General features: G+C 63.8%; 26 protein-coding genes. 12 read left to right on the forward strand and 14 right to left on the reverse strand.

Annotated elements, in window-relative coordinates; all coding sequences use genetic code 11:
• Positions 1-22 precede the first annotated feature (22 nt).
• Positions 23-409: a hypothetical protein gene (locus V473_RS24650; RefSeq protein WP_201785571.1), complete on the forward strand. Its 387-nt coding sequence runs from the start codon at positions 23-25 to the stop codon at positions 407-409.
• Here the strand turns inward: V473_RS24650 and V473_RS21130 are convergent.
• The 9 genes from V473_RS21130 to V473_RS21170 all read right to left on the reverse strand — a co-directional run bounded on the left by V473_RS21130 (position 391) and on the right by V473_RS21170 (position 9,387).
• Complete coding sequence (locus V473_RS21130) at positions 391-1,278, reverse strand: bestrophin family protein (RefSeq protein WP_066609249.1); 888 nt, start codon at positions 1,276-1,278, stop codon at positions 391-393. The two genes, V473_RS24650 and V473_RS21130, sit on opposite strands and share 19 nt — an antisense overlap.
• Positions 1,279-1,309: 31 nt before the next feature.
• Positions 1,310-1,651 (reverse strand): flagellar hook-basal body complex protein FliE, encoded by a 342-nt coding sequence (fliE, locus tag V473_RS21135; protein ID WP_019368193.1) that lies wholly within the window; start codon positions 1,649-1,651, stop codon positions 1,310-1,312.
• A 45-nt stretch (positions 1,652-1,696) separates the two neighbouring features.
• Positions 1,697-2,071, reverse strand: coding sequence for a hypothetical protein (locus tag V473_RS21140; protein ID WP_019368192.1), 375 nt, complete (start codon positions 2,069-2,071; stop codon positions 1,697-1,699).
• Positions 2,068-2,556, reverse strand: coding sequence for an SRPBCC family protein (locus V473_RS21145; RefSeq protein WP_066609250.1), 489 nt, complete (start codon positions 2,554-2,556; stop codon positions 2,068-2,070). Before V473_RS21145 ends, V473_RS21140 begins: the two co-directional genes overlap by 4 nt.
• A 53-nt stretch (positions 2,557-2,609) precedes the next feature.
• Positions 2,610-5,855, reverse strand: coding sequence for an efflux RND transporter permease subunit (locus V473_RS21150; RefSeq protein WP_066609251.1), 3,246 nt, complete (start codon positions 5,853-5,855; stop codon positions 2,610-2,612).
• A 3-nt stretch (positions 5,856-5,858) separates the two neighbouring features.
• On the reverse strand, positions 5,859-7,037 hold the full coding sequence (locus V473_RS21155) for an efflux RND transporter periplasmic adaptor subunit (RefSeq protein WP_066609252.1): 1,179 nt from the start codon (positions 7,035-7,037) through the stop codon (positions 5,859-5,861).
• Positions 7,037-8,314, reverse strand: coding sequence for a TolC family protein (locus V473_RS21160; RefSeq protein WP_066609253.1), 1,278 nt, complete (start codon positions 8,312-8,314; stop codon positions 7,037-7,039). The genes V473_RS21155 and V473_RS21160 overlap by 1 nt, the downstream gene beginning before the upstream one ends.
• A 60-nt stretch (positions 8,315-8,374) precedes the next feature.
• A complete protein-coding gene (locus V473_RS21165) occupies positions 8,375-8,671 on the reverse strand; it encodes a hypothetical protein (protein ID WP_066609254.1) in 297 nt (98 codons plus the stop codon).
• Positions 8,672-8,736: 65 nt separating this feature from the next.
• Positions 8,737-9,387, reverse strand: a complete 651-nt coding sequence (locus V473_RS21170) for a cation efflux transmembrane domain-containing protein (RefSeq protein ID WP_053556561.1) — start codon at positions 9,385-9,387, stop codon at positions 8,737-8,739.
• A gap of 73 nt (positions 9,388-9,460) precedes the next feature.
• Between V473_RS21170 and V473_RS21175 the strand changes: the two genes are divergently transcribed.
• Entirely contained in the window at positions 9,461-9,847 is a 387-nt protein-coding gene (locus V473_RS21175; protein WP_019368266.1) for a MerR family transcriptional regulator, read from the forward strand.
• Positions 9,848-10,003: 156 nt separating this feature from the next.
• Here the strand turns inward: V473_RS21175 and V473_RS21180 are convergent, their stop codons facing one another.
• The gene (locus tag V473_RS21180; protein ID WP_244884589.1) at positions 10,004-11,710 is read right to left on the reverse strand and encodes a reverse transcriptase/maturase family protein; all 1,707 of its coding nucleotides are present in this window, start codon (positions 11,708-11,710) and stop codon (positions 10,004-10,006) included.
• Between the two features lie 1,118 nt (positions 11,711-12,828).
• Between V473_RS21180 and V473_RS21185 the strand changes: the two genes are divergently transcribed.
• The gene (locus V473_RS21185; protein ID WP_019368265.1) at positions 12,829-13,020 is read left to right on the forward strand and encodes a hypothetical protein; all 192 of its coding nucleotides are present in this window, start codon (positions 12,829-12,831) and stop codon (positions 13,018-13,020) included.
• A gap of 43 nt (positions 13,021-13,063) precedes the next feature.
• Entirely contained in the window at positions 13,064-14,917 is a 1,854-nt protein-coding gene (locus tag V473_RS21190) for a ParB/RepB/Spo0J family partition protein (RefSeq protein ID WP_019368264.1), read from the forward strand.
• Between the two features lie 172 nt (positions 14,918-15,089).
• Here the strand turns inward: V473_RS21190 and V473_RS21195 are convergent, their stop codons facing one another.
• Both V473_RS21195 and V473_RS23740 read right to left on the reverse strand, forming a co-directional pair.
• Positions 15,090-15,455, reverse strand: a complete 366-nt coding sequence (locus tag V473_RS21195) for a hypothetical protein (RefSeq protein WP_017503420.1) — start codon at positions 15,453-15,455, stop codon at positions 15,090-15,092.
• A gap of 164 nt (positions 15,456-15,619) precedes the next feature.
• Positions 15,620-16,027, reverse strand: coding sequence for a hypothetical protein (locus V473_RS23740; RefSeq protein WP_164542719.1), 408 nt, complete (start codon positions 16,025-16,027; stop codon positions 15,620-15,622).
• A gap of 56 nt (positions 16,028-16,083) precedes the next feature.
• Between V473_RS23740 and V473_RS24280 the strand changes: the two genes are divergently transcribed.
• From V473_RS24280 to V473_RS21220, 5 genes are all read left to right on the forward strand, one after another.
• Positions 16,084-16,485: a hypothetical protein gene (locus V473_RS24280; RefSeq protein ID WP_066609256.1), complete on the forward strand. Its 402-nt coding sequence runs from the start codon at positions 16,084-16,086 to the stop codon at positions 16,483-16,485.
• A gap of 223 nt (positions 16,486-16,708) precedes the next feature.
• Positions 16,709-17,008 carry a hypothetical protein gene (locus V473_RS21205; RefSeq protein WP_019368262.1) on the forward strand — a complete coding sequence of 100 codons (300 nt, stop codon included), beginning with the start codon at positions 16,709-16,711 and terminating at the stop codon, positions 17,006-17,008.
• Positions 17,009-17,307: 299 nt separating this feature from the next.
• Positions 17,308-17,694: a DUF3768 domain-containing protein gene (locus tag V473_RS21210; RefSeq protein WP_019368261.1), complete on the forward strand. Its 387-nt coding sequence runs from the start codon at positions 17,308-17,310 to the stop codon at positions 17,692-17,694.
• A 126-nt stretch (positions 17,695-17,820) separates the two neighbouring features.
• On the forward strand, positions 17,821-18,078 hold the full coding sequence (locus tag V473_RS21215) for a hypothetical protein (protein WP_017503786.1): 258 nt from the start codon (positions 17,821-17,823) through the stop codon (positions 18,076-18,078).
• Positions 18,079-18,080: 2 nt separating this feature from the next.
• Positions 18,081-19,370, forward strand: coding sequence for a Fic/DOC family protein (locus V473_RS21220; protein WP_066609257.1), 1,290 nt, complete (start codon positions 18,081-18,083; stop codon positions 19,368-19,370).
• Positions 19,371-19,375: 5 nt separating this feature from the next.
• Here the strand turns inward: V473_RS21220 and V473_RS21225 are convergent, their stop codons facing one another.
• Positions 19,376-20,638 (reverse strand): Y-family DNA polymerase, encoded by a 1,263-nt coding sequence (locus V473_RS21225; RefSeq protein ID WP_026008903.1) that lies wholly within the window; start codon positions 20,636-20,638, stop codon positions 19,376-19,378.
• Between the two features lie 4 nt (positions 20,639-20,642).
• Positions 20,643-21,077 (reverse strand): LexA family protein, encoded by a 435-nt coding sequence (locus V473_RS21230; RefSeq protein ID WP_026008902.1) that lies wholly within the window; start codon positions 21,075-21,077, stop codon positions 20,643-20,645.
• 140 nt (positions 21,078-21,217) lie between these two features.
• Here V473_RS21230 and V473_RS21235 point away from each other — a divergent pair, with 140 nt between their 5' ends.
• From V473_RS21235 to V473_RS21245, 3 genes are read left to right on the forward strand one after another with little or no spacing between them, the layout of a single operon-like run.
• Entirely contained in the window at positions 21,218-21,418 is a 201-nt protein-coding gene (locus V473_RS21235; protein WP_026008901.1) for a helix-hairpin-helix domain-containing protein, read from the forward strand.
• A gap of 9 nt (positions 21,419-21,427) precedes the next feature.
• On the forward strand, positions 21,428-21,958 hold the full coding sequence (locus V473_RS21240; protein ID WP_082679267.1) for a hypothetical protein: 531 nt from the start codon (positions 21,428-21,430) through the stop codon (positions 21,956-21,958).
• Positions 21,924-22,688, forward strand: a complete 765-nt coding sequence (locus V473_RS21245) for an IS6-like element IS6100 family transposase (RefSeq protein ID WP_001389365.1) — start codon at positions 21,924-21,926, stop codon at positions 22,686-22,688. The genes V473_RS21240 and V473_RS21245 overlap by 35 nt, the downstream gene beginning before the upstream one ends.
• Positions 22,689-22,912 lie beyond the last annotated feature (224 nt).

Raw genomic sequence — 22,912 nt, forward strand, 5'->3', positions numbered from 1 at the left:
CCTATGATTCCTCCGGTGTTCGATGACAGACGCGGATCTTCCCGCGCTGCGTGAAGGCGATCGACCCGCCCGCCACGACTGCCCGCGACTGGTCGCCGCGAAATTCTTCGCCGGTCCGTTGCGCGTGCAGGATCTCGGTTCTGCCCTTGGGCAGCCAGGTGACAGCCATCTTCAGGCCGTCGTCGATGAAGTCGACATCGGCGCGCGATCCATCGTCGCAATACATGATGCGCTGCGCGATCAATCGAGGCGTCAGATGCTTTTCATGCGCCGGCTCGGCCGGTTGGCTTGGAGCGGGGTTGCACGCCCCTACGACCATACCCGCGAACAGAACGGCGCCGATGCGCGCGGCTGTCAGGCCAGGCAGGTGCCGCAAGGCGCGCACCGCCCTCACCACAGCACGCCGTGATCGGGCGTCAGCGGCTCAGGGGCCGGTAGTCCCGCCGTCTGAAGAAGGTCGATCTCGATCGTGCGGCACATGGCCGTGAGCGGGACATCGTGGACGCTATTGGCGAACGGATCGGTCAGATCCTCGCCGATGCTCAGCACCGCGAGGAAGACGAGTCCGATCAGCGTCGATCCGATCGGCGTGGCAAGGCCCAGGGATTCGACCAGCGCGATCGGAAGCAGCACGCAGAACACGCGCGTGAAGAGGTTCGGGAAGAACCGAAAGCCATTGGGCAGCGGCGTGTTCTTGATCCGCTCCATGCCACCCTGCGCATTGGCGATGTCGATCAGGACGCGCTCTACAGTTGCCTGCTGGATCTCGGTGATCCGACCTTCCGCGAGCCCGTCGGCGTAATTGCCCGATATGTCCTCCAAGAGCGCGTTGGCAGGGTTCAGGCGAGCGACCGCCATATCGGCGACGTCCGTTCCGGCGATCCGGGCAATGTCTTCATAGGGCGACTGTCGGCGAAGCTGGCAGCGCATCGAGTGCGCGAAGGCGATCTGCCGCAGGATGATGTTGTGCCGCGTCTCACTGCCCTCGGGTTCCCCCTTGGTCAGGCTGCGTGTGATCCTGGCCAGGCTGCGCGACGCATTGATGAGCGCGCCCCAAAGGGTTCGCGCTTCCCACCAGCGCGCATAAGCTGCGTTGGTCCGAAACCCCATGAAGAGCGCGATGGCAGTGCCGAACAGCGCCGTCGGCAAAGGCGGTTCCTTGATCGGGGTCATCATGTGGAATGCCGTCACCGCCACGTCCCACACGAACAGGATCGTGAGAGGCTTCCAAACCTCGATAATGATCTGCCTAAAACGTGGCCTCGCGCCGACAATCATATCAATTACGCCCTAAATCTCTTAGCGATCGTCATCCGATCGGCATGTTCATGATGTCCCGATAAGCGGACAGCAGCTTGTTCCGGACTTGCAGGGTCGCCTCGAAAGTAATGGATGCGCGACTCTGGATGAGCGCGACGGTTGCAATGTCGGTGGTTTCGCCACGCTCATATGCTTCGGTGACGACATCCTCCTGCTCCTGGGTCTCGTTGACCTTCGCGACCACGGCATTGAGGGTATCGGCGAAGTTCGACGCCGGAGCGGTCGGCGTCACGCCGGGCGGTGCCGTCGGCTGCGCCTCGCGCAAGGCGCGGCTTCGCGCGATCACTTCGGCCCGAATGGCCATCACATTCGAGATCGACGTGTCAGACATCGTTTCTCTCCCGTTCCAGTGCGACGTGTCGGAAGACAGGACGGTTCATCGGGTGCCCTCCCGTTCGCAGATTCGGGTGCGGCCCTCGCCTTCCACGACGGTGAGCTGCGACCCCTTGAAGGTCGCGGTGGCTGTCTCGCCGACATATTGGAGGCCCTGCGCTGGCGCGGTCAGCGTCATGGGCACGGCGCTGCTGGAGCGCCGCAAATCGATCTGCAGGCCGTTGTCCTTGTAGTCGACGAACAGCGGTTCCCCGTCGGAACAGCGATAGGGATGGCGCCCCATTTCCCCGGTCGCCACGGCGCTGTCGGACGAATGGATTTGCTGCTCCGTTGGCGGGGCTGGCGGCTTGCTTTCCGTGCAAGCCGCCAGCCCGACAACGAGGATGAGGGCGGGCAGTACCCGCTTCAACGGCATCATCGCGCCTTCCTCCTGTAGCGGGAGGGGACGCGCTGACGATTGATCCCACGGGCAGGCTGACCCACCCGCCAGCGCAGATAGGTTGCAAGGCGATCGTCAGCCTCGATCATCAGGGACCGCAGACGACGCAACATCATCGCCGCGAACGGCAGAGACAGCGCCCCGCGCAGCGTGCAGCTATGTGTTAGCCTGGTGCCACCATCGTCCCCTGCCAGCTCGTACCGCTCTTCGAGCGTGAACAGATAAGGGATGCCGCAGGACCAAGCGAAGGCGCGCGGCTTGTCGAACTGATCGACCCGGGCCGGCGTCCGAATTGGCCGGGTGATGCCCTGGATCGCGAAGGTACATTCCGTCTCGCCAAGCTGGCACGGGTTGTCGAGGAATACGAGCGGACTCCAAGCCCGACGATGATCCGGATCGGTGATCGCCGACCAGATCCGCAGTGGCCCGCCGTGAAGCATTGAGCTGGTTATGGTGCGAGGCATATCCCCATCTCCCAGAGATGAGCGGGGCGATCGCGGATCGCCCCGCTCACCCATCAGGCCAAGTTGTTCACGAAGGTCTGACCGTGGTCGTCCCCTTCATGCTCCTCATTGTAGTGCTCGGGCTTCTCGATCACTTTCTGCCCGAACCGGGCGTAGAGCGTCGGCAGCACGAACAGCGTCAGCAGCGTCGCCGAGATCAGGCCGCCGATGACGACGGTCGCCAATGGCTTCTGCACCTCCGCGCCCGCCCCCTCGCCAAGCGCCATCGGCACGAAGCCGAGGCTTGCGACGAGCGCGGTCATGACGACGGGCCGCAGGCGCTGCATTGCGCCGACATGGGCCGCCTCTTCGCGCGATAGCCCCGACCGGATCAGATCCTGGATCGAGCTGACCATCACGAGGCCGTTGAGGACCGCGATGCCCGACAGGGCGATGAAGCCCACCGCCGCCGAGATCGAAAAGTCCATGCCTCGCAAGAAGAGCAGCAGGACGCCGCCCACCAGCGCGAATGGCACGCCGGTGAAGACGATCGCAGCATCGCGGACCGATCCCAATGCGCCATAAAGCAGCAACAGGATCAGGATGAAGCAGGCCGGAATGACCAGCTTCAGCCGCTCGCTCGCCGATTGCAGGTTTTCGAACTGGCCGCCCCATTCGAGATAGGTGCCGGCAGGCAGCCGAACCTGGCTGGCGATCGTTGCCTGCGCATCCGCAACCACCGATCCGACGTCGCGGCCACGCACGTTGGCTTGCACCACCACGCGCCGCTTGCCGTTCTCGCGGCTGATCTGGTTGGGACCGTCGACCACCTTGATCTCGGCGACGCTGGACAGCGGCACATAGCCGCCCCCCGCCACCGGCACCTGCACCTGCTGGAGCAGGCCGATGTCGGCGCGCTGCGCCTCCGACAGGCGGATCACCACCGGGAAGCGACGGTCGCCTTCGAAGATCTGGCCCGAAGTCCGCCCGCCGATCGTGGCAGTCACGGTGTCCTGCACGTCCTGCGCCGTGACGCCCAGGCGAGCCATCGCGTCACGATTGACGCGAATGTCGAGCATGGGGAGACCCGTCGTTTGCTCGACTTTCACGTCCGCCGCGCCCTGCGTTTTACGCAGCGCCGCTGCGATTTGCTCGGCCGTCCGGTTCATCTGGTTGAAGTCGTCCCCGAACACCTTCACCGCGATGTCGCCGCGTACGCCGGCGATCAGCTCGTTGAAGCGCATCTGGATGGGCTGGGTGATCTCGTAGGCATTGCCCGGAATCTTCGCGAGATTGCCTTCGATACGGCTGACCAGCTCTTCCTTGGGGAGCTCAGGATTCGGCCAATCCTTGCGCGGCTTGAGGATGACGAACATGTCGGTCGCGTTCGGCGGCATCGGGTCGGCCGCCAACTCGGCGGTGCCCGTCTTGGAGTAGACGAACTGCACCTCCGGCTGCTTGGACATCATCCGCTCGATCGGCACCTGCATCGCCTGGCTCTGCTGGACCGACGTCGCCGGAATACGGAGCGACTGGATCAGCAAATCGCCTTCATCGAGCTGCGGCAGGAACACCGAGCCGAGCGTGGTGAAGGCCAGCGCCGCCACCACAAGGCTCGCGACACCCGCCCCGATCGTCACGGTCGGACGCTTCATGGCCCGGTCCAGACCGGGTTCGTAGCGCTTCTTCAGCCACGTGATGATGCGGCCGTCCTTCTCCTCGACCTTCTTCGACAGCCAGATCGCGATCATCGCCGGCACGAAGGTGAGAGAGAGGATGAAGGCGAAGGCGAGCGCGATGATGACGGTGAGCGCCATCGGCACGAACGTCTTGCCCTCCACGCCGGTCAGCGTCAGCAGCGGCACATAGACAAGGATGATGATCGCCTGCCCGTACACAGAGGGACGGATCATCTCACGCGCAGCGGCTGCCACGGTCGCGAGCCGTTCCTTGACGCTGAGCAATCGGCCTTCATGATGCTGTTGCTCGGCAAGCCGGCGCAGCGCGTTTTCGACAATGATGACGGCGCCATCGACGATCAGACCGAAGTCCAGGGCGCCAAGGCTCATCAGATTGGCCGAGACGCCAGCACGCAGCATCCCGAAGCCGGTCAGCATCATGGTGATCGGGATGACCAGCGCCGCGATCAGCGCCGCGCGGAAGTTTCCGAGCAGCACGAAGAGCACGACGATGACCAGCACCGCGCCTTCCGACAGGTTCTTGGCAACCGTCTTGATCGTCGAATTGACCAGTTCGGTGCGATTGAGCACCGGCTGAATCACCACGTCCGGGGGCAGCGAAGCGTTGATCGTCTTCAGCTTCTCCGCGACCGCGGTCGACACGACGCGGCTGTTCTCGCCGATCCGCATGATCGCGGTGCCGACGACGACCTCCGTGCCATTCTCCGAGGCCGAACCCATGCGGATCGCCTGACCCGTCTTCACGGTCGCGACTTGTTCGACCGTGATCGGCACGCCGTTACGTGTCGCGATCACGGTCCTGGCCAACTCGCCGGCATTGCGCACGAGCGCATCCGAGCGGACAGCCAGACCTTCGCCATTGCGATTGACGAAGCCGCCGCCGACGCTGGTGTTGTTGCGCTCCAGCGCGTTGCCCAGGTCGGTCAAGGTGATGCCGAGTGAAGCCAGCTTCTGCACATCGGGCACGACGAGGAACTGCTTGGCGTAACCGCCAATCGAGTCGACGCCGGCGAGGCCCGGAGTGTTCTTGAGAAGCGGCGTGACGATCCAGTCCTGCGCGGTGCGCAGGTAGGTCGCCTTGTCCTCTTCGGTCGTCAGTCGCTCGCCCTCTGGCGTGATGTAACTGCCATCGGGCTGTTGGCCCGGTTCACCGGGCTTGTGCTTGTCGTCGTCGCGATGCTCGAGACGAACGGTGTACATGTATACCTCGCCCAGGCCGGTCGCGATCGGACCCATTTCGGGGTTCACGCCATCGGGCAGGTTCTCTTGCACGCCCTGCAGACGTTCACCCACCTGCTGACGGGCGAAATAAATGTCCGTGGCGTCCGAAAAGACGGCGGTGATCTGCGCGAAGCCATTGCGGCTCAGCGAGCGCGTATATTCAAGGCCGGGAGTGCCGGCGAGCGCGGTTTCGATCGGGAACGACACCTGCTTCTCGACCAGCTCGGGCGAGAGCGCGGGTGCGCGGACGTTAATCTGGACCTGATTATTGGTGATGTCCGGCACCGCGTCGATCGGCAGCCGGTAGAGGGAAAACGCGCCAATGGCGGCGACGATGACGGTGAGCAGCAGGACAAGCCAGCGCTTCTCGACCGCCCATGTGACGATGCGGGCGATCATGGCTTAATCCTCGTGGCTCGCTTCGCCCTTGCCGATCTCGGCCTTGAGCGTGAAGCTTCCGGTGGTGGCGATCTGTTCGTTACCGGTCAGGCCCGAACGGACGATCACCGTATCGCCCGACGCATCGCCGAGCTGAACCGGGGTCGCCTTGAAGCCGGTGGGCGTTCGGACGAATACGACCGACTTGCCCTCGAAGCTCTGGACCGCCGTCGTCGGCACGCGGATCGCACCGCTGCCGCCACTGCCCGTGAGTTGGACGGCAGCCGTCACCGGCTCGCCGACCCGCCATTCGCCACCGCGATTGTCGAGCGTGGCGAGCGCCGGCACGAGCCGCGTCTGCGGATCGAGCGCCGGCGACACGAAGGTGACGCGCGCGGTCGCCTGACGGCCCGCTGCCTTGACCAGCACCGTGTTGCCGGGGCGCACCCGGCCCGCATCCTCAGCCTTCAGGTTGAGGGCGATCGACACCTGGCTCAGGTTGGCGATGCGATAGAGTTCGGCGTCCGCCGCGACCGTCTGTCCCAGCGTCACGGGGCGCGCGATGATCTGGCCCGAGATCGGCGCGGCGATGCCGAGCCGGTTGAGACCGCCGCCGCCGACACCGGCGGCCGACACCATGCTCTGCGCCTGCGTCAGCGCGATCCGCGCTTCCGTCGCCGCCGTGCGAGCTGCGATCAGATCCTGCTCAGGGGATACCTTCTGGGCGAAAAGCCGCTGCTCGCGCGCGAGGTTCGAATTGGCGAGCTGAAGCCGTGCCCGTGCTGCCTCGACCTCGCCCTTGATCTGTGCCGCCTCGCGGCTCTCGATGACCGCGATGGTCTGGCCGCGCCCGACCGACTGGCCGAGGTTGCGCGTCAGCGCGACCACCCGTCCCGCGATGGCGGCCGAGATGACTTGCGTCCCTTGAGGGTCGCCCTCGATGATCGCGGGAAGCTCGATCGTTCCGGCTCCGCCGATGATCGGCCGTCCGACCTGGACGCCCGCCGTCGCGATCTGATCGGAACCCAATGTGACGACGCCCTCGTCGGCGTGGCCGCCTTCAGCACCGCCCTTTTCCGCGCCAGCAGCCGCTTCGTTGCCGGCTGCCCCATTGGCGGCCGCCTCGTTCCCGGCGTCCTTGCCACCACAGGCAGCCAGCAGCAGGGCGAGCGACGCCGCGCCCGCGAGATAGAAACTCTTCATCACTGATTTCCCCCATTGGGCGCAGGAGCGGTCAGTCGCTCCACTTGCGCGCGGGCATTCTGGTAATTGGCGAGCGCATCGATCGCGGCGACCCGCGTCTCGGCGAGTGTGCGTTCCGCATCGAGCAATTCGAGCTGGCCGAACTTGCCCTCGCGATAACCGATCCGCGCGATGCGGGCCGCCTCCTGTGCAGCCGCCAGCGCCGGCCCCGACGCCGCACGAGCCGTCGTTGCGGCATTGGCCGCCTGCGCCTGCGCGTCCGTGATCGCCTGTTCGATGTCGAGCGCGGTCACGCGACGTTGTGCATCCGCCTGCGTCCGCTGCGCGGTCGCCTGCGCGATCGCCGCGCGACCATTGTTGAACACCGGGATCGGGATCGACACGGTGAACACCGCCGCCATGTCATTGGTCGCTTCCAGTCGGCGGATCGCAGGCCCGACATTGAGGTCAGGGACGCGATTGGCGCGCGCAAGCCGCACGCCCGCTTCCGCGATCGAGAAATCCGCGTTCGCCGCCGCCAGCGCGAGCGTGCCGGTCGTGTCGACCGGTGCCACCGGCCCATAAATGTTCGCCCCCGGCAGGCGATCGAGCAGCGTGTCATCGAGCGCACCGTCAATCGGTCGACCGATCCGGCGCGCCAGATTGGCCCGCGCCGCCTCCGCCAAGCGAAGCTGCCGCTCCACATTGGCGTCGGCATTGATGCGCGCGACATCTGCGCGCTGTTGCTCGAGCGGGGAGGCCCGCCCCGCCTGCACGCGAACGCTCGCGGCCCGCAGCGCGTCGCTGGCGATCCGGGCCTGGTCGCGGGCTGTTGTAACCCGGCGATCGGCCGCGACCGCCTCGACATAAAGCTGCGTCACCTGAAGCCGGACATCTGCCGCGATGATCGCGGCCTGGATCTCGGCCCGGGACAATTGCGCATTGGCGACCGCGACGCGGGCGCCGCGCTTGCCGCCTAGCTCGATCGGGATCGCAAAGCCGACCGTGGATTCCGCGCTGCGGACCCCACGATACGGCCCCGAGCCGATGACATTCTCAACCTGGCCTTGGACAACCGGGTTGGGCCGCAGTCCGGCGACCGTGCGGCCCGCACGGGCCGCATCGACCGCGGCTGTCGCCGCTTCGGCAGCAGGGGCCGAACCGCCCGCTGCACTGACCGCTTGGTCAAGCGTGTAGACCGGCGCGTCCTGCGCAAAAGGCGCGGACGGTCCGACCTGCGCCTGCGCCATAGTGGCGCACGACGCTGCGGCCAGCATGGCCGAGAGGATACGATGCATGAAAATAGGACTCCTGACGATGATCGACAGGGGCGCGCCAACGCGCGCCCAAATCGGACGTCAGGCTTGGGGGGGCCTCAAATGGACCATGCCAGTGCGGCCATCGAGCGACGCAGAGGCGGAGATTGTCGGCTTGGGCATCGTGAGGACGTGGGTATATTCCATCGTCGTGCGCGCAGGCGCACCAACGTCATGCCCGTGGCAATAATTGTGATGGTGCGGGACGTTCTTGTCCGAATCCGATGGCACTTGATCGATGTCGCCATCGGTATGGATTGTGAACTCGACGCCCGCGATGCTTCCCCCCGCCAGATCGGCGGCATGAGCCATGCCGGAGAAGCTGGTGAGGACCAGCATCAGGCATGTCAGGAGAGGCAAAAAGGCTCGCACGAACCCGCCCTTACCACGGAGAGGTTTCCATGTCATTGCAATAACTCGCGAGCCGGTGCCTTCGCGGCACGCCATGCCGGCCAGGCTTCCCCAAGCACGCGCCATGCCGAGCGCAGGAAGATCACGGCGATCAACCCGCCGACGATGATGTCCGGCCAAGCCGAGCCGGTCAGGCCGACCAATCCGGCAGCCGCGAGAACCCCGACGTTTGACGCGACATCATTGCGCGAGCACTCGAACGTGCTCGACATGTTCACATTCTCACGACGGAAGCGCCAGAGCAGCGCGAGGCAGATTAGGTTCGCAACCAGCGCGGCGCTGCCAACCCCGAGCATCAAGCCCGATGCCGGAGGAACGCCGTTCGCAATCTTGTCAGCGATCTCGAAAATGACCGCGACGCCGAAAGCCAGGATGATGCCACCCTTCGCCAGTGCTGCCCCCGCCTCCCAGCGCGCACCCCGATGCAATGCATAGAGACTGAGCGCATAGACCACCGCGTCGCCGAACATGTCGACCGAATCCGCCATCAAGGCAGAGGAACGCGCGACGACGCCGCCGCCAAACTCGACCACGAACATCGCGAGATTGATGAGCATCACGATGATGAGCACGCGGCGCTGCTCGGCCTTGCGACCAAGTTCCGCGATCGTGTCGCGTTTTGATGAGCAACATGCGTCTGCCATTATCGAAGCTCGATTCGTGGATCAGACGCCCTATATGAACCCTCATCCTACTAGAGGGTCAAGAGGTTCGGCGATGAAAATCGGTGAGATCGCAAAGCGCACTGGGTTGAAGATAGAGACGGTCCGTTTCTACGAGGCAGAAGGGCTGGTTCCCGCTCCCATCCGTAGCGGTGGCAACTATCGACTCTATGATCGCTCGCACCTTGATCGCCTGTCGTTCATCAAACGCTCGCGTGATCTGGGTTTCACCCTGGATCAGGTTCGTGCGCTCCTGCGGCTTTCAGATGATCCGCGCGGTTCCTGTGCCGAGGCCGACCAGATAGCTGCGGTCCACATCGCGGAAATCGATCGCAAGCTGGCCGACCTTACAGCGCTGAGGTCGGAAATCGCGCAGTGGGGTGACACCTGCAACGCCAGCATCGTTGCCGAATGCAAGGTTATCGACGCCCTGTCGCATTGAACCAAACCAAGTCGGGCGCGACCCTGCCGGGCACGGCTCTATCGGCGCCCTGGCGTACGCCGACCGAGCCACCGTGCCGGCGTCTCGGTAGGGTGGGCGCGAGGCGCCTCTTTCGAGGACGCCCCAGCGCCTCCCCCCGAACCGTGCTTGCACCTTTCAATGCACACGGCTCTCCGTTCCGCTGGTCATCCGGCCACCATGATGGGCAACGTGGCATTTGTGGCACAGAACGATAGTCCTGCGCCGCCGCGCCGATTCCTTCCATGGTTTCATTTGGTCGCGCGGCTTGTCCTTCAGCCGGTTCGGGTGATGCATCTCGAACGGACCATCAGTGTCGCCGCACGCTTCGCACTCTCCAGCGCTCAGGCGTGTGGCGAGGTCGTTCGGACTCTGCGCGAGGCGAGAGCCGACCGTGATTTTATCGACAATGGGGTTATCCCATGCCTTCACGACCAGATGCTTCAACCGCCACAGCTTATGGACGCGCGGTTGACCTCGGACCATGGTGGAGACTCCATAGTCCGACCCCATCAGCAAGGATTTCTGGACGCTCGCCCTCCCTACACGTCGCCGGCAGGCTACGGTCGCCAACATGCTCCTGATGACAATAAGCTCAAGATTGTCGAGCGACCCTTTAACTCCATCGGCGATAGCATAGTAGTTGGCAAAGCCCCGGAACTCCGAACTATAGGCAACGATGATTTCCGCGACACTGGAGTCCAGGAACTGCGGACGCGCCCAGCCATTCCTCAGGTCGAGGTTGCCGAGCTTTTTGCGCCTACAGAACGCATAGACCCGATCCCGTGGCACCCACAGCTTGATATTCCCTCGCGTCGATCGGCGGAGGACGCGCCGCGTCCCGCCGCCAACCTTCTGACGCCCCGCCATGGTACCGGCGGAACGCAACGTGAAGGCGCATACATGGAAGCCAAGGAACGGCGATCCCTTCGACGCATCGCGAACCCCCGTTTTCTCCGGTGACACGGCGAGGTTGAGCCGATCAGCGAGGAAGTGCTGTATATCGGCCATGATCCTCACCGCGTCCGCCTTGCTGCCGATCACGCCGACAAGGAAGTCGTCGGCATATCGGCAATAGCGTAGGCGTCGGAAGTTCGGGTCCATGGGATCGACGGAGGGGATTTTCCGCCGTTCCTTCTGAACAGCCTTGATCCGCCCCAGAAGGGCTCGGACCTCGGCCTTATCCGCGCTTGTGGCGCGGATCGCGTCGATCTCCGTTCGGAGCGCGGCGATCTGGCGGGAACAGGCGGTGTAGGCAGGGTTTGCCTTCCGCTCCGCGCCCTTGTCGAAGCCCGTCCGCATCTCTTCCATGAACTGGTCCAGCTCATGGAGATAGATATTGGCGAGCAAGGGCGAGATAACCCCGCCCTGTGGTGTGCCGCTATAGGTCCGCTCGAACTTCCAGTCGTCCATGCACCCGGCCTTGAGCATTGTCCCGATCAGACCGATGAACACAGGATCATCGATTCGCCGGGCCAAAAGGCCAAGCAGGATGTCATGGTCGATGTTGTCGAAGAACCCGCGGACATCCACTTCGATCAGCCATTTCACGCCCGTCCAGGTTTTGCGGATCTCTTCGAGAGCCGTGTGGCAGGAGTGACCCGCGCGGAACCCATGACTGTGTTTCGAGAACACAGGCTCATAGATCGCCGCGAGGATCATTCTCGCCGCCTCCTGAACGATACGATCATCCGCCGTAGGGATGCCCAATGGGCGCATTTTACCATTGCCCTTGGGGATATAGACCCGCCGCACTGGACGAGGGCGGTAACGGCCTTCCGCCACGCTTTGGACCAGACGGTCGAGCCTCGCCAGCGTCATGCCGTCGAAGGTCTGTCCGTCCACTCCCGGCGTCATCGCACCCCGATTACGGGATACTCTGTCATAGGCCCGCTCATATAGACAGCGGGACCGCATGAGGCGGTGGAGACCATTGATCCGCTTACCCGCCCGCGACAGGGCCGGAAGCTTCTCGATCCGTCTCAGGATAGTAGCGGTCTGCATCAGCAGTCCCTTTCCGTTGATCCGTCGAGTTACGCAGAACTGCCGTCCTTCACCCAGAAGCAGCGGATTTCGCGCGGATCACTCCTGCTTATACCGCTGTCCCGTCCGCCACACGGCGGCTGTCCCGGCCATTACGCCGGGCGTTCGATTACTATGACGGCTCCGTCGCCATGCAGGTCCGGCAAGCCGTCCTGTTTAGACGATCCCGTAGTTACGCGAGTGAGGAGTCGCGGTGTGTTTAGGTGCCCCATTCGTTTCCTTGGTCCCCTGACGGGGGCCACGCCGGGCGGACTGGCAGCGATTCACAGGGCCACGCTCCTCGCTCCGCCCGGGATGGTGTGTCAGCCGCGTTCACCATCACCAACCTCGTAATCGTTGGAAACTGGGATTCAAACAATACAGTCTTCACCATGCACACCTTGCCTGTTGGTCAACCACCGGACTGCGGCGCCCAGTTTCGATCCGTTCCCCGACATGCTCTGGTCCCGTTCCCCTTTCGGAGTCTCAGCCGGTTCATCACCAGCCCCGGTAAGTCGGTCAGGCACAAGCTACGCCAGTAAGCTTAGTTCATACGAACACTCCTTCTTCTTCGCGCCACAACGGCGCACGCCCAAAGGGTAACGATCCTCGCGTGAGGTGTGCCACATGGCACACCTGTCGCCGCTGCCCGATGGGCGCGACTTCACTCGCCTAGCGCCGCGGCCCTCCCCCGGAGGCGCGCCAGCGCGGGGAACACCAAGGGCTGCTGCCCTTTCGTTCCCGAAGGAAAATAGACGCCCCCGTGTTGTCCGCCAAGCGCGGCACCCGACGCCCAGATGGGCGTCGGCCGCGCTAGGGCGGCCTGCCCGCGCCAAGGCCATCGATTTTCCTCCTCCCTCCCCATCCCGCTCCTCGCCGGAGAGGCAGACCCGGTTGCTGCGGCAACCGGCTTTCAGCCGCAGGAAGAAGGAGAAAGGACAATGGCTTACACCCGATACAAGGGCGATCCCTACTGGAAACGGGCCAAGGTGGGCGGGACCAGTGCAGACGGCACCCCCTACGCCAAAGGCGACCGCGTGTTCTTCTATCCACGATCCGGCGCGACCTATGCAGGCGACGCCGCGTCCCGCGCATCAGCCGAGTTCGACGAGCTGGCAAGCCTCGAAGGCTGACCCTTTCCCCCCAATCGACACCACAGATCACAGGAGTTTCATCATGGGTATCACCACCATCAAGCTGTCGCAGCTTCGCCTTTCCCCGCTCAATCAGCGGCGCGTGAAGCCTTCCGCCGTGGAAGCGATGGCCGACGACATTGCCGCGCACGGCCTGTTGCAGAACCTTGTCGCCTACGAGGACGAGGGCCTGTTCTATGTGTTCGCCGGAGGGCGGCGCTATCGGGGCCTCAAGGAACTGGCGAAGCGCAAGCGGATCAAGAACAGCGACACCTTCCCCGTCGAGGTCCGCACCAAGGAAGAGGCCATCGAACTGTCGCTCGCGGAGAACTTCCAGCGCGAGGACATGCACCCCGCCGACAGCATCCGCGCCTTTGCGGCACTGCGCGACACTGGCATGGACGCCGAGGAAATCGCAGCCCGGTTCGGTCAGGCAGTCAGCTTCGTCTACAAGATGCTTCGCCTTTCCGCGCTCGCACCCACGCTGATCGACCTGATCGCCAAGGACCAGTTGTCGCTTGAGGCGGCGCGCGCGCTCACCCTCACCGAGGATCACGACCAGCAGATCAAGGTCTGCAAGGCGGCGAATGGTCACGCCCACACCATCCGGCGGATGCTCACCACGGAGAAGGTGGACACCACCAGCGGTGCGTTTCTTTTCGTCGGACGCGATGCCTATGAGGCGAAGGGCGGGACGATCACGGTGGACCTGTTCAGCCAAGGAGCGGAGGGCTTTGCCGACCAGCCCGAGCTTGTGCAGGAACTGGCCGAAGAAAAGCTGGACGGCATTGCGGATGAATATCGAGCGATCGGTTGGCACGAGGTCCGCGCCACGCTGGAACGGCCCTATGATCTCTACATGAAGGGCAGCATCTATCCGGCCACCCGCGAGCCGACCGAGGACGAGGTGGCGCGGCTTGCCGCCATCGATGCCGAAATCGAGGCGATTGCCGAGGCCGAGGGCGAAGATAGCGACGGCATCGAGCCGCTGTCCGACGAGCGCGACACCATCACCGAAGGAATGCGGGCGTTCAATGCGGAGCAGGTCGCAGTCGGGGGCGTGGCGCTATGGGTTTCGCATGACGGTTCGCTCGGCAAGAGCTTCTATCGCGCCAAGGCCGAGGCGAAGCCCAAAGCGAGCAGCGGTGAACCCCAACCCCTCTATAGCAACAGCCTGTTCGCGGACCTGACCCGCATCAAGACGCAGATCGTGCAGGAAGCCGTCGCGGCCGACCCGGCGCTGGCGCTCGACATCATGCTGGACAGCCTTGCAGGCCAGTTGCTCCACGGCGCGCACAGCTACCAAATGGCCCTTGAGGTTCAGGCCAAGACGGTCGCGACCGATGTGGCCGACGAGCTTATGGCAACGAGCGACGTTCGCCCCGTCGAGGAAGTGATGGCGACCCGCTTCGCATCGATCCCCACCGAAGGCCGGTTCGACGCAATCCGCGCCATGACCAGCGACGACAAGATGGCATTGCTGGCGGGCCTTGTCGCCATGACCGTTGACGGCACTGTGTTCGCGGGTGGCTCCCCCGGCAGTCGGCATCACCATTTCGAGCAGATCGCGCGCGCGACCGGCGTGGACATCGCAGCCCGTTGGACCGCCCCCATCGCACTGTTCGACAAGATGCGACGAGCCGCGATGATCGACCTGTTGCGCGAGGAATGCGGTGCTTCCAGCGCCGAGAATTGCGCGACCATCAAGAAGAAGGGTGATCTTGCCGTCAATGTGTCGGGACGGCTTCCGGGAGGGTGGCTACCTGCCCCCATGAAGATTGGCGCGTTCGATCAGCCCGAGGCCGACCCGGAGGATTTCGACACCGACATGGACGGTGACGGGATCGAGGACGACGACATGGAGCGCGGCGAATTTGCCGACGATGAAATGGCCTGATCTGATCGGGGGGCCGGTGATAATCGGCCCCCTTCCCTCTGTCTCAGCAGCGCCCTCGCCGCCAGCGCGACAGCCATGCCCCGCATGGCTGTCGCGCCCGCTGCCCTTGCAGGCCAGCGCGCGCCGCCCGCCCACAAGGGACGGGCGGCGCGATTGCGGCTAAGTTATAGCCTCAGTCGTAGTGTGGGCCATCAACGTGCGTGCCGCTGAAATCCACGCCGCGCCGCGTCGCCACGAGGTCGAAGCGCTTGAAGAAGGCGAGGGCTTCTCCTGGCGTAACGCGCACCTCGACGGCGCGCACCGCTGCCGGAGCAGGCTCAAATTCAGCAGATCGAAGGAGGTATGCCACCAGCGACACGTCAGTCACAGGGGTGCCCCGGTTCTCTCCGGAAGCGATCCTGAATCCTACGACACGCTCGTCACTTTCGGCCTTCCCCAAGGACACCAGATAATCGGCAAGCGCCACGTTGTCGGAAATGTCCGCCGCAACAGTCCCCTTGAAATCGTTATATTGGACGCCAGCGTTGAAGGTATCCATTCCATTTCCCCGTTCTGCTATTTCGCGCGAGCCGATCTCGCTGCGCTCCTACCTAATGCTGCGCGCCGTCATTCGTCGCTTGAAACAGCCACGAGCATATAAGTCCGCGTTTAGCGCTGCCGGGAGCCGCAAAAGCAAAGGGCGGAAGACCGCTCTCCCGCCCCCTACTGGTGACGCTGGCGCAACTGCGCCGATGGTGCGGGGCCGGCCACACCAGCAGACCAGCCAACGATCAGTGCCCAGACGGTTTCGAAAGAAACAGAACAGAGCTTCATCACGTTAGTCACTGGGTTCAGGTTGGTGTTCTTGACCTTGTGCGCCTTGCGAGCGCGAGATTTTGAACGTGTAATCATAGGCAATCCCTCCATGAAGATGACGCTCGCATAGCGAAGCGCCAGGGCCAAAAAGAGGACACCGATAATCAGCCAGCCTGCGGGAATTGAACCCCCCAGCACCCCGAAGCCACGAAGGCCAGCTCCTAAGTAGGTTCGTGGGTTCGCATGTTCAATGTTCGCATAGGTGTGCCACGTGGCACACCCTCGTTCGCCATGATCGAGCGCGCTTCGAACCACGCGAACAGGTCCGCCACAGCGCGCCGGCGATAGGCATTGAGCCATCGACGACGCCGATGCTCGTCAGCATCGTGGATCATGTGGCACCGCTGGCAGAGCGCAGCCAGGTTGCGCGGGGCGTTGTCGGTCGGATCATGGTTGAGGTGGGCGCAGGCGATATAGACCCGCGTGATACGGACGATCGCCACGAGGTCTATCGCCCCGACCCTGATCCGCCTTCCGCGCCCGTCTCGCCATTGCCGACGATCCATGTCCCACCACCGTCCGTCGCCCAAGTGGAATACGCGCTGACCATGCGGGCGATGGCAATGCTCGCACCGCCCATTGGCGCGGCCGAAGCGAATGGCTCTCGACAGCTCGGGCCAGTCGATCGGGTAAAGCCAGCGATGTTCGGCCATGATCGGCATGACGATTCTATGAGTCAGCGGGAACGAGAACGAAAGCAGAAAATCACCTGATCGACCGCCCTGGTGGGCGGGCGTTGTTTGGTAGGGCTGTCCGTCAGTCTCCTCCCATCGTGAGGGACGCGGCCCGCCGCCTCAAGGATCAGCGGTCCCCCCAATTCACTGCGTAAATCGGCTCCCCCGCTGTCCGGCAAGCCGGCCGCTTCGCGGTCCTGTGACCCGGCGTTCCGCGCACCTCCCGCTGTCGTCGCCAATCACGGCAACACGGAGGTTTTCCATGTCCCATCATCGCCTGTTTGCGCAGCTCGCCTTCGAGCGTGCGCTTGGGATGGCCGCGCTCAATGCGCTGGCTCAGGCCGTTGCCGAGTGCGACCAATTCCGCGCCGTAGGCCGCGAGCGCGACCCGATCCATTTCTGGGTTCTGGCCGGTGAACTGGAAGACGTGGTGCAAGATCGCATCCGCGACGTGTTGGATGGTCCTGGCCTTGCCGTCGTCGAGCGCGGCGAGCTTTTCCATCAGCCCCGCATCGTCGAGCTGGTGATCGCCGCTCGCGACGCACGCACCGCGCCGTCATGACGGCGCGCTTGCGCGCAAGAATGCCGTGCGGAGATCCGCACCGCGCCGTCCTCGCCGCCCGCGCATCGCGCGATCGGCGCGAGGGAACACCAAGGGCGCCGCCCTTTCGTTCCCGAACGACAATCGACCGCCCGTGTAATCCGCCAAGCACGGCACCCGGCGCAAAGCGCCGACCGCACTAGGGCGGCTCGCCCGCGCCAGCAGTAGATTCTCGCTCCCCCTCCCCATCCCGTCCTCGCCGGACAGGCAGGGCCGTGAGGCCGAGCGGCCTTGCGGCCCATGCAGCAGGAGGATCAGTTATGCGCAGCCCCGAACAACTCGACACCATCCGTCGCCTGAACGATGCGGCCCGGAGCAATCCCGGCACGGCTTCCATTGCCAACGTCACGCTAGGGTTTCAGTCCCTTCCCGATGCCGACCGCTTTGCGGCACTGGCGGCGATCGTGGGATTTTCCCGGTTCGACGGAGACAATGACCCCTATGGGGAACATGATTTCGGCGCGGTCTATCGCCTCGCGACGGGAGGGTGGACGCAGGAGCGGCCCAAAGACGAGAAGACGATTGCCGAGACAGTGTTCTGGAAAGTGGATTACTACGATAATACGCTCACCTATGGCAGCGAAGTGCCGTGGGATGAGCACCAGACCAAGCGTGTGCTGACCATCATGTTAGCCAACGAATACTGATAGTTGCGGCGATCATCCCGCGCCCGAACGGGCGCGGGACATGGTGAACCGAGTGACTGCCGCGTCGAGTGATTTGTTGAGGAATCGCGCCGGGGAGAGTAAGGTTAAGATAGAAAGGATGACGCGATGGCCCAGATCGATATTGAAGCGCTGCGCGAGCGCATCCGCCAGATGGATTTCGAACGCGGCACTCCCGAACAGATCGCGCTCTGGCGCGAGGATGTCGCGGAGTCCCGCGCCAATCTCGTGATTGAAGACATGACGCCGACCATCGATGAAGACGCGATGTTCGCGATGATGCTCGACGAGGGTGTGCCTCCCGCACTCATGCCCTCGATCATCCTTAGTCTCTATCCGCCCGGAACCCGCCAGATCGCTGCCTGACATTGGCAAGCGATCCTTACACGTATCCCGGCACCGAGACGCTTCGAAACCGGCTCGGGCTCACCGATGAAAAGACGCTCATCGAAGCTGAGCGGCGCCTAACGCAGGCGCGCGGCGCAGAGGCCGCGCGCCTGACTTTTCCAGCGACGACCGACGGCTATCGCGCGCTTCACAAGCATCTGTTTCAAGACCTCTATGATTGGGCGGGGCAGGACCGGACCGTCAACATCGCCAAGGGCGGCTCGAGCTTCGCAGCCGTGCCCTATGTCGCGCGTGAACTCGACAAGCGGTTTGCCGACATGGGCGCGCAAAGCGGCTTTCGCGGACTTCCTCGAGACGAGTTTTTCGACCGGCTCGGCGACCACATCAACGAGATCAACGCCATCCATCCTTTCCGCGAAGGTAATGGGCGCACCATGCGCCACCACGCGGCGCAGCTCGCGCGCGAGGCCGGACACCCGATCCGCATCGCCGCGATCGACAAAGACAAGTGGATGGAGGCATCCCGGCACGGCTTTCTAACGGGGGATCATCGCGGCATGGCCGCGGTTCTTTCCGCAGCGGCAGTCAAGCGCGACCTCGCGCCCGAGGCGCGCATCGGTCCCGCCGGGATTGCCATGCTTCCGAACCGCGCGCCACCCGAGGGGCAACGCTATCGCGTCACCCTCGCTAAGGCGCGCGAAGAACTGGAACGCTACCTGCCCGCCGCCCGACAGCAGGCGGCCGAACGATTGCGCGAATTGATCGGAGAAAGCGCGCCATCTACTGCCATCGCGAATGCACGAACCGAGCTTGCCTATGTCCGGCACGCCAAGGGTCCGATCTACCAGTCCCACCTTTTGACCTATCTCGGCGTGCGGCAGGTCGATGCCGTCGTTACCGCCCAACAAACGCCCCTTGAGCGTGTGCGTGAGATCGGGGCCGCCCTGGGCGTGCAGATCAACGGTCAGCAATCGGCGCAGCTTCAACGCGCCGTGCGGGCGCTGGAGCGGCCGATCCTCCCCCCCGGCCATTCACCCGGGCAAGAGCGGCTTGCCGAGCTTTTCATCAAGAACACGCCCGAAAAGAACCATGCCGATCCACGCCTTTCGCCCGCGCAAGCGATTGTCGATGCCGCCATGAAGACGGCGGCCGATCGGGGTGAAAGCGCCCGCATGGTCGCAACGATCAGGGAGTCGACGCGCCAGCTCGTCGCCGATCGGATCAAGGCTGGCGGTTCACTGGACGGCGAGATCGGCCGCGCGGCGCAGGTGCAGGCACCTGCACCGCGCGATAAGGACCGGAGCCGCTAACGGCTTCATCGCGCAACGGGTATCTCCCCGATCCGGGTCGTCCATGCCGGGCTCTTCTGTGATCGCTTCGTATCGAACGACCGCGCACCGCACCCCTGCGCCGCCAAGATGACCGTGTTTCTCCCAAACCGGCTATTGAGACCATCCATTGCCGCCAACAGCGCGGGTGCCTTGGGATCGGCTGTCGCAAAGAGGTCCGCCTGCCCCGCCCCTTCCGCTGTCAGATCCTCCAGCAAGACGCCGCATTTGGTATAGACGCCTCCCGGTTGAAACATCGCTTCCATCATCTTCCCCGCGATCCCCACGATGATGCGCGGATCGTTGGTCGGCGGGGACAGCCGCGCCGATCGGGATGCCGAAGGCGGGTTCGGGCGATAACGCGAGCCATGTGCGAAGGCGATCAACCGGCTCGCCGCCAGTCCTTGCGCGCGTATCTTCTCGGCCGCACGCGCTGCGCGGCGCGCCATCGCTTCGCGCAGCTCGGCGAGATCGGAGACGGGCGCGCCAAATTGCCGCGTCACTGCGGTCGCCTTGAGCGGTTCGGGCGCCACCTTGAAGTCGTCGCACTCGATCCCACCCAGCTCGCGCACGAGCCGTTCCAGCACCACCGTTCCCACATCGCGTGCGACCGCCGGAGGTAGCGCGGCCAAGTCCGCCGTCGTCTTCACACCGAGCGGGCGGAGCCGCGCTGCCAGCGCGTGCCCGATGCCCCACACTTCTCCTACCGGCCATTGGTCGAACAGACGCCGGCGCAGCTCGACGTCGTGGAGATCGACCACCCCTCCCCACACCTTCTCGGTCGCCTTCGCCAAGGCGTTTGCCACCTTGGATAACGTGCGGGTCGGACCCAAGCCGATCCGGGTCGGCAGGCCGACCGATCGCGCTATATCCTCGCGGACCGCGTGCGCGGCCACGACGTTGCCGAGGCCGTCCGGCAGCACCGGCAGCCGGAAAAAGCTTTCGTCGATCGAGTAGATCTCCACCATATCGGAGTGATCGGCGATGACCGCGTTGAAGCGTCGATTGAGGTCGGCATACAGTTCATAATTGCTCGATCGGAGCTGGATTCCGTGGCGTTTGATCCGATCGCGCATCTTGAAGACCGGGTCGCCCATACGGACGTGCAGCGCCTTCGCCTCTTCACTGCGCGCGATCGCGCAGCCATCGTTGTTGGACAAGACGATGACGGGCACATCGCGCAGGGCCGGATCGAACAATCGCTCCGCGCTGACGTAGAAATTGGCTATGTCGACGATTGCCCATGACACGGCGCTAGCGTCGATAGTCGCGGACGCCGGTCCGCACGACACCCCATATCTCCACCCCTTCCACGGGTGTCGGCTCGTAGATTTGCTGCGCGTTCCGCGCTTCCAGGAGGAGGTCGCCGCGTCTCCGGCAGAGCTGACGGCACACGAAGCCGCCATCCACGATCGCAATAACGATATGCCCCTCGACGGGGCGCGTGTCGCGATCGACCACCACGACGTCGTTGTCGTGGATGCCAGCGTCGATCATGCTCGATCCGCTGATGCGGAAGACGAAACTTGCCGCCCGATCGAGCCGCAGCAACTCGATCAGGCTTATGGCGTCGTCCTGCCAGTCTTGGGCAGGGCTTGGAAAGCCGGCTCCTGCTGCACCAACGATCCGGAGAATGGTCCCCTGCGGCACGTCGGCAAGCGGGACCGGCTGCATCAGAGGCAGCATCAGAGATTCCCTTCACCCTCCATTGTAACACTCGCGCGAACGAAAGGGGAACAGGAGAGTTGAACCATTCGCCGCAACGCGGGGGACGGTTCCTCTTGCGACCGTCGCGACAGATGGCACGATGCGCGTTCAAGGAGATCACGATGCCCGCCACCAACGTCAATACCGCCAGCGCCGCAGAACTCGACGCTGTTCCGGGTCTCAATGGGCATGGCCCGGAGATCGTGCGCTACCGCGAGGAGCGCGGCGGCTTCAGCGATTTGCGCCAACTGGAGGAAGTGCCCGGACTTGCCGGAAAGGTCGACGGCAGCAGCGCGGCCCTTACCGTGGGCGACGCGAATTGAGAGACGAGCATGAGTGACACGGACGCAGATGACGACGACGATGGCGCCTATTATGTCGTACCCGAAGAGGCGATCCAGTATCTGCCGCGAGAATGGCAAGAAGCGATCTACGCGCGTGCCGAGGACGGTCGCAAAGTCTTGGAAGCCGCCGACAAGGAGCTGAAACAGCTCTCGCGACTATCGCTGTCCTTCTACCACGTGACGGTCCTGAAGCACATCAGGGACAAGCTGGCCGTCTATCGTTTCAAGGCGGATATGGCCGCGTTCCTCGAATTGGACATGCTAACGACCGCCTTCGTCGCCACCTATGTCCGGCTTCACACCGGAGGGAGCGGCAGCGGCTTCGCTCGCGACGCGCTGCCCGAGGCGTTGCGCAGCGCCCATGACGAAATCATCGATATGCGGAACAAGCGATATGCCCATGTTGCAGAACACGATTCCGTCGGCTCTGTTGCAAAAATCGTGAAGCTTGAGCATGCTTGGCGGAGATTGGACGGACGGAACGATGACGGATTTCAAGTGGCGCCATTTCCAGGGTGATGTGATCCTGTGGGCGGTGCGCTGGTATTGTCGCTATCCGATCAGCTATCGCGACCTTGAGGAAATGCTGGCGGAACGCGGCATTTCGGTCGACCATACGACGATCTATCGCTGGGTCCAGTGCTACGCCCCGGAGATGGAGAAGCGGCTGCGCTGGTTCTGGCGGCGTGGCTTTGATCCGAGCTGGCGCCTGGATGAAACCTACGTCAAGGTGCGGGGCAAGTGGACCTACCTGTACCGGGCAGTCGACAAGCGGGGCGACACGATCGATTTCTACCTGTCGCCGACCCGCAGCGCCAAGGCAGCGAAGCGGTTCCTGGGCAAGGCCCTGCGAGGCCTGAAGCACTGGGAAAAGCCTGCCACGCTCAATACCGACAAAGCGCCGAGCTATGGTGCAGCGATCACCGAATTGAAGCGCGAAGGAAAGCTGGACCGGGAGACGGCCCACCGGCAGGTGAAGTATCTCAATAACGTGATCGAGGCCGATCACGGAAAGCTCAAGATACTGATCAAGCCGGTGCGCGGTTTCAAATCGATCCCCACGGCCTATGCCACGATCAAGGGATTCGAAGTCATGCGAGCCCTGCGCAAAGGACAGGCTCGCCCCTGGTGCCTGCAGCCCGGCATCAGGGGCGAGGTGCGCCTTGTGGAGAGAGCTTTTGGCATTGGGCCCTCGGCGCTGACGGAGGCCATGGGCATGCTCAACCACCATTTCGCAGCAGCCGCCTGATCGGCGCAGAGCGACAGCCTACCTCTGACTGCCGCCAATCTTTGCAACAGAGCCTTTTGATGCTTCCGTCAGGCAACTTGTCGATATTGATCCTCTCGCCGGGATGCACGCCGAGGTGCTGCATGAACTCCTTGCGCAGTGTGATTTGTCCCTTGGAGGTCAAGGTATACGCATTCATCGCGGCACTCCTTCGGCCAAAGTTTGTAAGGGGAAACCACCTTAAA

Source organism: Sphingobium cupriresistens LL01 (assembly GCF_001046645.1).
Classification (GTDB): Bacteria; Pseudomonadota; Alphaproteobacteria; order Sphingomonadales; family Sphingomonadaceae; genus Sphingobium; species Sphingobium cupriresistens.

Bases quoted from the DNA above. Each gene is read 5' to 3' on its own strand.
- V473_RS24650 (WP_201785571.1), top strand. From the start codon at position 23: ATGACAGACGCGGATCTTCCCGCGCTGCGTGAAGGCGATCGACCCGCC.
- V473_RS21130 (WP_066609249.1), bottom strand. From the start codon at position 1,278: ATGATTGTCGGCGCGAGGCCACGTTTTAGGCAGATCATTATCGAGGTT.
- fliE (WP_019368193.1), bottom strand. From the start codon at position 1,651: ATGTCTGACACGTCGATCTCGAATGTGATGGCCATTCGGGCCGAAGTG.
- V473_RS21140 (WP_019368192.1), bottom strand. From the start codon at position 2,071: ATGATGCCGTTGAAGCGGGTACTGCCCGCCCTCATCCTCGTTGTCGGG.
- V473_RS21145 (WP_066609250.1), bottom strand. From the start codon at position 2,556: ATGCCTCGCACCATAACCAGCTCAATGCTTCACGGCGGGCCACTGCGG.
- V473_RS21150 (WP_066609251.1), bottom strand. From the start codon at position 5,855: ATGATCGCCCGCATCGTCACATGGGCGGTCGAGAAGCGCTGGCTTGTC.
- V473_RS21155 (WP_066609252.1), bottom strand. From the start codon at position 7,037: ATGAAGAGTTTCTATCTCGCGGGCGCGGCGTCGCTCGCCCTGCTGCTG.
- V473_RS21160 (WP_066609253.1), bottom strand. From the start codon at position 8,314: ATGCATCGTATCCTCTCGGCCATGCTGGCCGCAGCGTCGTGCGCCACT.
- V473_RS21165 (WP_066609254.1), bottom strand. From the start codon at position 8,671: ATGCTGGTCCTCACCAGCTTCTCCGGCATGGCTCATGCCGCCGATCTG.
- V473_RS21170 (WP_053556561.1), bottom strand. From the start codon at position 9,387: ATGGCAGACGCATGTTGCTCATCAAAACGCGACACGATCGCGGAACTT.
- V473_RS21175 (WP_019368266.1), top strand. From the start codon at position 9,461: ATGAAAATCGGTGAGATCGCAAAGCGCACTGGGTTGAAGATAGAGACG.
- V473_RS21185 (WP_019368265.1), top strand. From the start codon at position 12,829: ATGGCTTACACCCGATACAAGGGCGATCCCTACTGGAAACGGGCCAAG.
- V473_RS21190 (WP_019368264.1), top strand. From the start codon at position 13,064: ATGGGTATCACCACCATCAAGCTGTCGCAGCTTCGCCTTTCCCCGCTC.
- V473_RS21195 (WP_017503420.1), bottom strand. From the start codon at position 15,455: ATGGATACCTTCAACGCTGGCGTCCAATATAACGATTTCAAGGGGACT.
- V473_RS24280 (WP_066609256.1), top strand. From the start codon at position 16,084: ATGCTCGTCAGCATCGTGGATCATGTGGCACCGCTGGCAGAGCGCAGC.
- V473_RS21205 (WP_019368262.1), top strand. From the start codon at position 16,709: ATGTCCCATCATCGCCTGTTTGCGCAGCTCGCCTTCGAGCGTGCGCTT.
- V473_RS21210 (WP_019368261.1), top strand. From the start codon at position 17,308: ATGCGCAGCCCCGAACAACTCGACACCATCCGTCGCCTGAACGATGCG.
- V473_RS21215 (WP_017503786.1), top strand. From the start codon at position 17,821: ATGGCCCAGATCGATATTGAAGCGCTGCGCGAGCGCATCCGCCAGATG.
- V473_RS21235 (WP_026008901.1), top strand. From the start codon at position 21,218: ATGCCCGCCACCAACGTCAATACCGCCAGCGCCGCAGAACTCGACGCT.
- V473_RS21240 (WP_082679267.1), top strand. From the start codon at position 21,428: ATGAGTGACACGGACGCAGATGACGACGACGATGGCGCCTATTATGTC.
- V473_RS21245 (WP_001389365.1), top strand. From the start codon at position 21,924: ATGACGGATTTCAAGTGGCGCCATTTCCAGGGTGATGTGATCCTGTGG.